This is a genomic window from Areca yellow leaf disease phytoplasma (assembly GCF_041920595.1).
In genome coordinates this window covers 215949-221352 of the sequence record NZ_CP169277.1, presented here as the reverse complement: position 1 = coordinate 221352, position 5404 = coordinate 215949, and the positions used below count along the sequence as shown (strand labels likewise).

4 protein-coding genes and 3 pseudogenes are annotated in these 5404 nt (G+C 28.5%); 2 read left to right on the top strand and 5 right to left on the bottom strand.

What is annotated here, in order from left to right:
• Nucleotides 1-276 precede the first annotated feature (276 nt).
• The 5 genes and pseudogenes from ACEW7V_RS01290 to rpsD all read right to left on the bottom strand — a co-directional run bounded on the left by ACEW7V_RS01290 (nucleotide 277) and on the right by rpsD (nucleotide 3846).
• The gene (locus ACEW7V_RS01290) at nucleotides 277-462 is read right to left on the bottom strand and encodes a hypothetical protein (protein WP_374695630.1); all 186 of its coding nucleotides are present in this window, start codon (nucleotides 460-462) and stop codon (nucleotides 277-279) included.
• Nucleotides 463-742: 280 nt separating this feature from the next.
• The gene (locus ACEW7V_RS01285; RefSeq protein WP_374695629.1) at nucleotides 743-1018 is read right to left on the bottom strand and encodes a hypothetical protein; all 276 of its coding nucleotides are present in this window, start codon (nucleotides 1016-1018) and stop codon (nucleotides 743-745) included.
• A 965-nt stretch (nucleotides 1019-1983) separates the two neighbouring features.
• Nucleotides 1984-2448, bottom strand: a pseudogene (locus tag ACEW7V_RS01280) (hypothetical protein).
• 50 nt (nucleotides 2449-2498) lie between these two features.
• Entirely contained in the window at nucleotides 2499-2792 is a 294-nt protein-coding gene (locus ACEW7V_RS01275) for a cation-transporting P-type ATPase (protein ID WP_374695628.1), read from the bottom strand.
• A 459-nt stretch (nucleotides 2793-3251) separates the two neighbouring features.
• A pseudogene (rpsD, locus tag ACEW7V_RS01270) lies at nucleotides 3252-3846 on the bottom strand (30S ribosomal protein S4).
• A 582-nt stretch (nucleotides 3847-4428) separates the two neighbouring features.
• Here rpsD and ACEW7V_RS01265 point away from each other — a divergent pair.
• Together ACEW7V_RS01265 and ACEW7V_RS01260 are read left to right on the top strand one after the other, a co-directional pair.
• Nucleotides 4429-5051 (top strand): annotated as a pseudogene (locus tag ACEW7V_RS01265) (sigma-70 family RNA polymerase sigma factor).
• Nucleotides 5052-5070: 19 nt separating this feature from the next.
• The gene (locus ACEW7V_RS01260) at nucleotides 5071-5346 is read left to right on the top strand and encodes a DUF2963 domain-containing protein (protein WP_374695738.1); all 276 of its coding nucleotides are present in this window, start codon (nucleotides 5071-5073) and stop codon (nucleotides 5344-5346) included.
• The last annotated feature ends 58 nt before the right edge of the window (nucleotides 5347-5404 follow it).

Below are 5404 nucleotides of genomic sequence, written 5' to 3'. Positions count from 1 at the left end.
TTATAGCTTTTCTGTAATCTTCATCAGTTCTTTGTTGCATGGCTAACTTTCATGTAGTAATTAATGATCCAAGCAACTCATCCAATGGTAGGGTGTTCAAATCCTTTGCCTCTTGAATAGCTATCACTTTAGCTTCCCATTTATCTAGCAAGGATCTCAAAACTTGAACTAGATCAGCATTAGTATAAGTCCTACCAAGACTTTTAAGACCATTGATAATATCAGAAATATGTATACATAGCAGATATAGTTTCACTAGGATCCATTTTGAATAATTCATAATTTGCGCACAAGAAGATTGATTTTTGAAGTTTTAACTTGTGATGTGCCTTCATGTGTGATCTCAAGCTTATCCCAAATTTCTTTAGTTGAATTACAAGTGAAAATTCTGTTAAACTCATTTGGATCCAAAGCATAATAAAGTAAATTCATAGCTTTGGCATTCAGCTCAGCTAATTTCATATCATTTTTGTCCCATTCCTCTTCCAGTTTGGGAACCTCAATATCATTGATTCTAACAGTGGGTGTGTGAGGTCCTTTTAAAATAATTTTTCATAAATGAAAGTCTACGGCTTGAATGTATATTTTCATCCTAGCCTTCCAATATGTATAATTGGTTCTGGTGAAAAGAAAAACCAAACCATAACATAAAACTTTTTAATACTTGCAAAATCCCATTTGGTGTGGTTTTTGTAAATAAATATCATCAACATTATCAAAAGGAATAGCAAAACAAATCAAATCATAGATAAGGCTCCAAAAAATAAACTTGTAAAACTATCATAGGTTGAAAATTAAGACATAAACTAGCAAGCAAAATACTGAGGGAATCAAGTAAAATTAGAAGATAGAGTAAATTTAATGTATTTAAGGCGTTAGTATAGTTTTTCTTCCTTCTACAACTCCTTGTTCTAAAACGATAAGTTGTTTTTCTAACAAAAAATACTGAAAAATCTGCAATTTCTTTAGTAATTTCAGCACCACTATCAACACAAATACCTAAATTAGCTTGTTTCATAGCAGAAGCATCGTTAATTCCGTCACTCCATAAAAAGCAACGATATTGCCTTTTTGTTTAAAAAACAGATACAATCTTTAGTTTTTGTTCAGGGATAATTTAGTAAAAAGGATTAGTTTTGAGAAGCTTCATAAAGAGCATCATCACTTAAATTATCGATGCATACTCTTGAAGACAATAAGTTGTTTTAAATATTTAATTTTTTGGGCGATAGCTTTGGTAAGAACATCGTTTGTCTCCTGTAAGGATTTTAACAATGACTTTGCTGTTATAATAGTTTGGGTTGAACTTTTCTTTACCGGGGCCCAAAGTAGCAATCCGATTAGAAACCATTGATTTTTCTTCAATTTGTCCAGGAGTAAAACAGGGTTTTTGGTTTTGGGATTTTGAGATAAGTTTTGGGCTACTCCAACTACGCGATAACCTTTTTGATTATAGTTGCGGTTTGTTGCAAGATCATTTGTTTGCTTTGGTCACTTAAAGGAACAACTTGCCTTCAAGTTCAAGATGATCAAAGCAAATAGCAGTATTTCTTCAATTAAGTCTTTAGTAATCATTTGTTGTTTTTGGGAAAACATCTTGCATACACTATTTTTCTTCTTTAAAAATCAAAAGGAATTTCATCAATTTTGCAAATTGTTCGGTGATTCCCTGCAAAAGAAGGATGTAGATTTAAAGTATTATTTGGTTTTGCAATAATGGCTTTATCAATTAAACTTTAAGCCCTGTTTGAAAAACTATTCAGATAGGCATGACGCAAAACACGGATATCTTCTGTTGCCATTAAGGTCTAAGAAATTTTCCAAAAGATTTGGTCTTCGTAAGGGTTCCTGTTTTGTCAGTAAATAAAATATTCATTGCTCCAAAACTAGAAATAGCATTTAGGTTTTTAACAATTACTTTGCGTTGGATAAAGCAACAATTCCTTTAGAAAAAGAAGTAGCGAACAATTAAGTGGAAGCATTTTAGGAGGTGTCCAAAAGGCAATAGTAAGAGCAAAAGAAATGATTGTATAAAGTATTTTGAGGTTTTAAAGTTGAATAAAATACTAAAGGCGCCATTAAACAAATACATATCATAAGTAATTTAGCAATGGTATTGCTACTTTGATCTAAGTGTGAAAGGGATTTTTTTATTAATTTCTGGCTGATATTACCCAAATAAGTATCTTTTCCGGTTACTAAAACAATACCTGTAGCATAACCAGAAATAACAGTTGAACCTGCTAAAACTAATTTAGGATCGTCTAAAATAGTTTCACTTTGTAAAAAAGCACACGCCATTTTTCTACTGGTTCTGATTCACCAGTAAAAGTAGTAGTTTTACAAAAAATCTTTAGTTTCTAATAATTTAATATCAGCTGGAATAATATCTCCTGCCGAAAGAATAACAATATCTCCTCTTACTACTTCTTCTAAAGCGATTTCCAATTTAGAATTATTCTGTTTAACCGCAGTTGTGGCCTTGTACCAAAGTGCCTTTAATTGAGAAGTAATTTTAAATGTTTACTTTCTTGACTAAATTGGACAATGACAGAACTCAAAAACATTAAAATAGTAGTTATAATAGTAGCATAACTTCTATTTTCTGGACTGGGAGTAATAACATCATTGTCCAAAGAAATAAGATTTAAAATTAATAAAACAATATTAAAAGGAGTAATTGCAATTTGGAGTAATTGTTTAGTAAAAATGGTTTTGATTTCTTGGGATAAAATATTTTTACCATACAAACTTTGATGCAACATTACTTGATTTTGATCTAATCCTTGCAAAGAAGAATTAAGGGTTTGTAGAGTTTGTTCTTAAGGATTTTTGACTCATATTTTTTAAAAAAATCAATTGTTTCTTGGCGTTTTAAATTTACTTTTTTCATATTAATCAATTCCTTTTTTGAGATTTTTAAAAGTTAAAGTTAATCAAAAACAATTAAAAACTGAAACTTTAATAATTGATAATTAGGGTAAAATGTTAATATTATAATATAAAAAAGCTATGTTTATTATAGACAATAATTTTTTTGGTTAGTTTTTTGGGTGGGGGGGTGTGTTAGTTTATATATATACTATTATATTTGTTTTATAATTATTATTTTATGTAATTAGTTATCTTAATTATGGATTATTAATAAATAAATTAGTTTTGGTTGTTTTTTATTATACAATGACAACTAATTAACTACTATTTTATATATTCCAAATACACAAAAAAAACCCTATTAAAGGGCGTTTAAGTTATCTATTATAATATTCAACTATTAATTGTTCGTTAATATCTGGTAAAAATTCGTTTCTTTGAGGGTATCTTACATATTTACCCACTAATTCTTTATCTAAAGAAACATAATCTGCGCGAACAAACTTACTATTTACAGCTTCTTGAATAACATTTAGATTTTTAGATTTTTCTCTTAAAGTAACTGTTTGCCCTGGTTTTAAACGATAAGAAGCAATATCTACTTTTTTCCATCTACTAAAATATGACCGTGATTAGCTAATTGTCTTGCTTGAGCTCTTGTTTTGGCAAATCCTAAACGATAAACTACATTATCAAGACGAGATTCTAATAGTACTAAAAACATTTCACCATGAATCCCTTTTAGTTTGCTTGCATTATCAAAAGTTTTGCGAAATTGCTTTTCTGATACGCCGTAAGTAAAACGTAATTTTTGTTTTTCTTGCAATTGAAGCCCATAATCACTTAATTTAACTTTTTTTGACCGTGTTGTCCTGGACCATAAGCTCTTTTGCGTAATTCTTTTCCAGTTTCTGAAACCGAATAATTAAGGCGTCTTGAAACTTTCCAAAGTGAACCTGTATAACGTGACATTTGTAAACTCTCCTTTTTTAAGGTAAGTTTGTGTAAACAAATAATTAATAATCGCCTGCTTTTTCTTTCTTTAAAACAGCAAAGAATTACTTAGAAAAAGCCTCTCTAAAAGGCAAGGATTAGTTTAATTATTTTAGCTACATCTGTTTTACCATCATCACTAATATTTTATAAAAAAAAAAAAAAAAAAGATGAAATAGTCAAGTGTTTTAGTGATTTTCTTTAATTTTAGTTAATTTGGAAGATGTTTTTTATTTATAGTTAGTTATTTGGATATAAAAAACCCCAAACTAAGTAAATAGTTTGGGGTTGTAATTATAAATGATGTTTTATTATTTTGCGTTTAATGAATTATTTTTTATATTTTGTTTTGGTTCTAATTGTTCTTCTAATGATATTTTTTCTTTTAACGATTTATTATTAGGTAAATAAACAAATAGCAAATAGTGAGGTGTTCCAAAACTTTAGACACTTTTTACTTTTTAAAATTTTTGAAGACTAACTATTAAGTTAGTCTTTTTTCTTTTCAAGACTAAAAATACTTTCTTATCTTTCTAAAAAATATTTTTAGAAAGGAATAAAATGTTAAGACAAAAATTATTTAAAGATTTTTTAAAAAATAAAAAGAATTTAGCAATTCGCGATCAATTAATCGAAATGCATTTACCATTATTAAAAAAAATAGTTAAACAATTTAAATATTTCCCTAAAGCGATTCAAAGAGAAGATTTATATCAAGAAGGAATTTTAGGGTTAATCAAAGCTTTAAATAATTATCAAGATTTAGGTTATGACTTCATTTTTTATGCAATCCCAAAATTAAAGGTGAAATCACAGAACTTATTAGAGGCCTACAAGCTACTTCAACTTCCAGAGAGGCGTTTAGGAAAGAAAAACAAGTAAGTAATATTCCTTTTGAAGAAAAACAACACCAATCTATTAATATCAACGGGCGCTATAATCTAAACCCTCATCAAATTTGGATAAACCAAGTTAATCACGAATTGTTTATTCAAACAATCAAATCTATTTTAAATCCCCAAGAATTCGAGATTATTAGATTAAGTTTTGGGATTCCTTTAAAAAACCAAAACCAATCCCCTCAAATTGAGTATTCCAACAAAAATATAGGTAAAATGTTAAATTTATCCGCAACACAAATAAAATTTATCAAAAACAAAGCAATTACTAAATTAAAAATATAAAAAGGAATAAATATTATGAATTATCAAAAATACAACTACTTATTTTGTTGATGGTAAAACAATTTGTGTATTCACGAACACACTTCTGATACATGGAATTTTATTAAAACAACTTGGTATAACAAAGACGGGAACAGTTGACTGTATTACTGAATACGATTCCACAACAGAAGAACCATTAAAAGAAACCTATTACAATTCTGACGGAACAATTAAAGAAGAAAAACTTTTAATCAATATAGAAACTAAACCCTTGAAGGGGTATTTTTATACCCATCTACAATGCCGAGTTTAAAAGATGATTGAAGCCGAACGCGCTTTGTTGGGGGTTTTGCTTTTAAACCCCGAAAAGT

Bases quoted from the DNA above. Each gene is read 5' to 3' on its own strand.
- ACEW7V_RS01290 (WP_374695630.1), bottom strand. From the start codon at position 462: ATGAAATTAGCTGAGCTGAATGCCAAAGCTATGAATTTACTTTATTAT.
- ACEW7V_RS01285 (WP_374695629.1), bottom strand. From the start codon at position 1,018: ATGAAACAAGCTAATTTAGGTATTTGTGTTGATAGTGGTGCTGAAATT.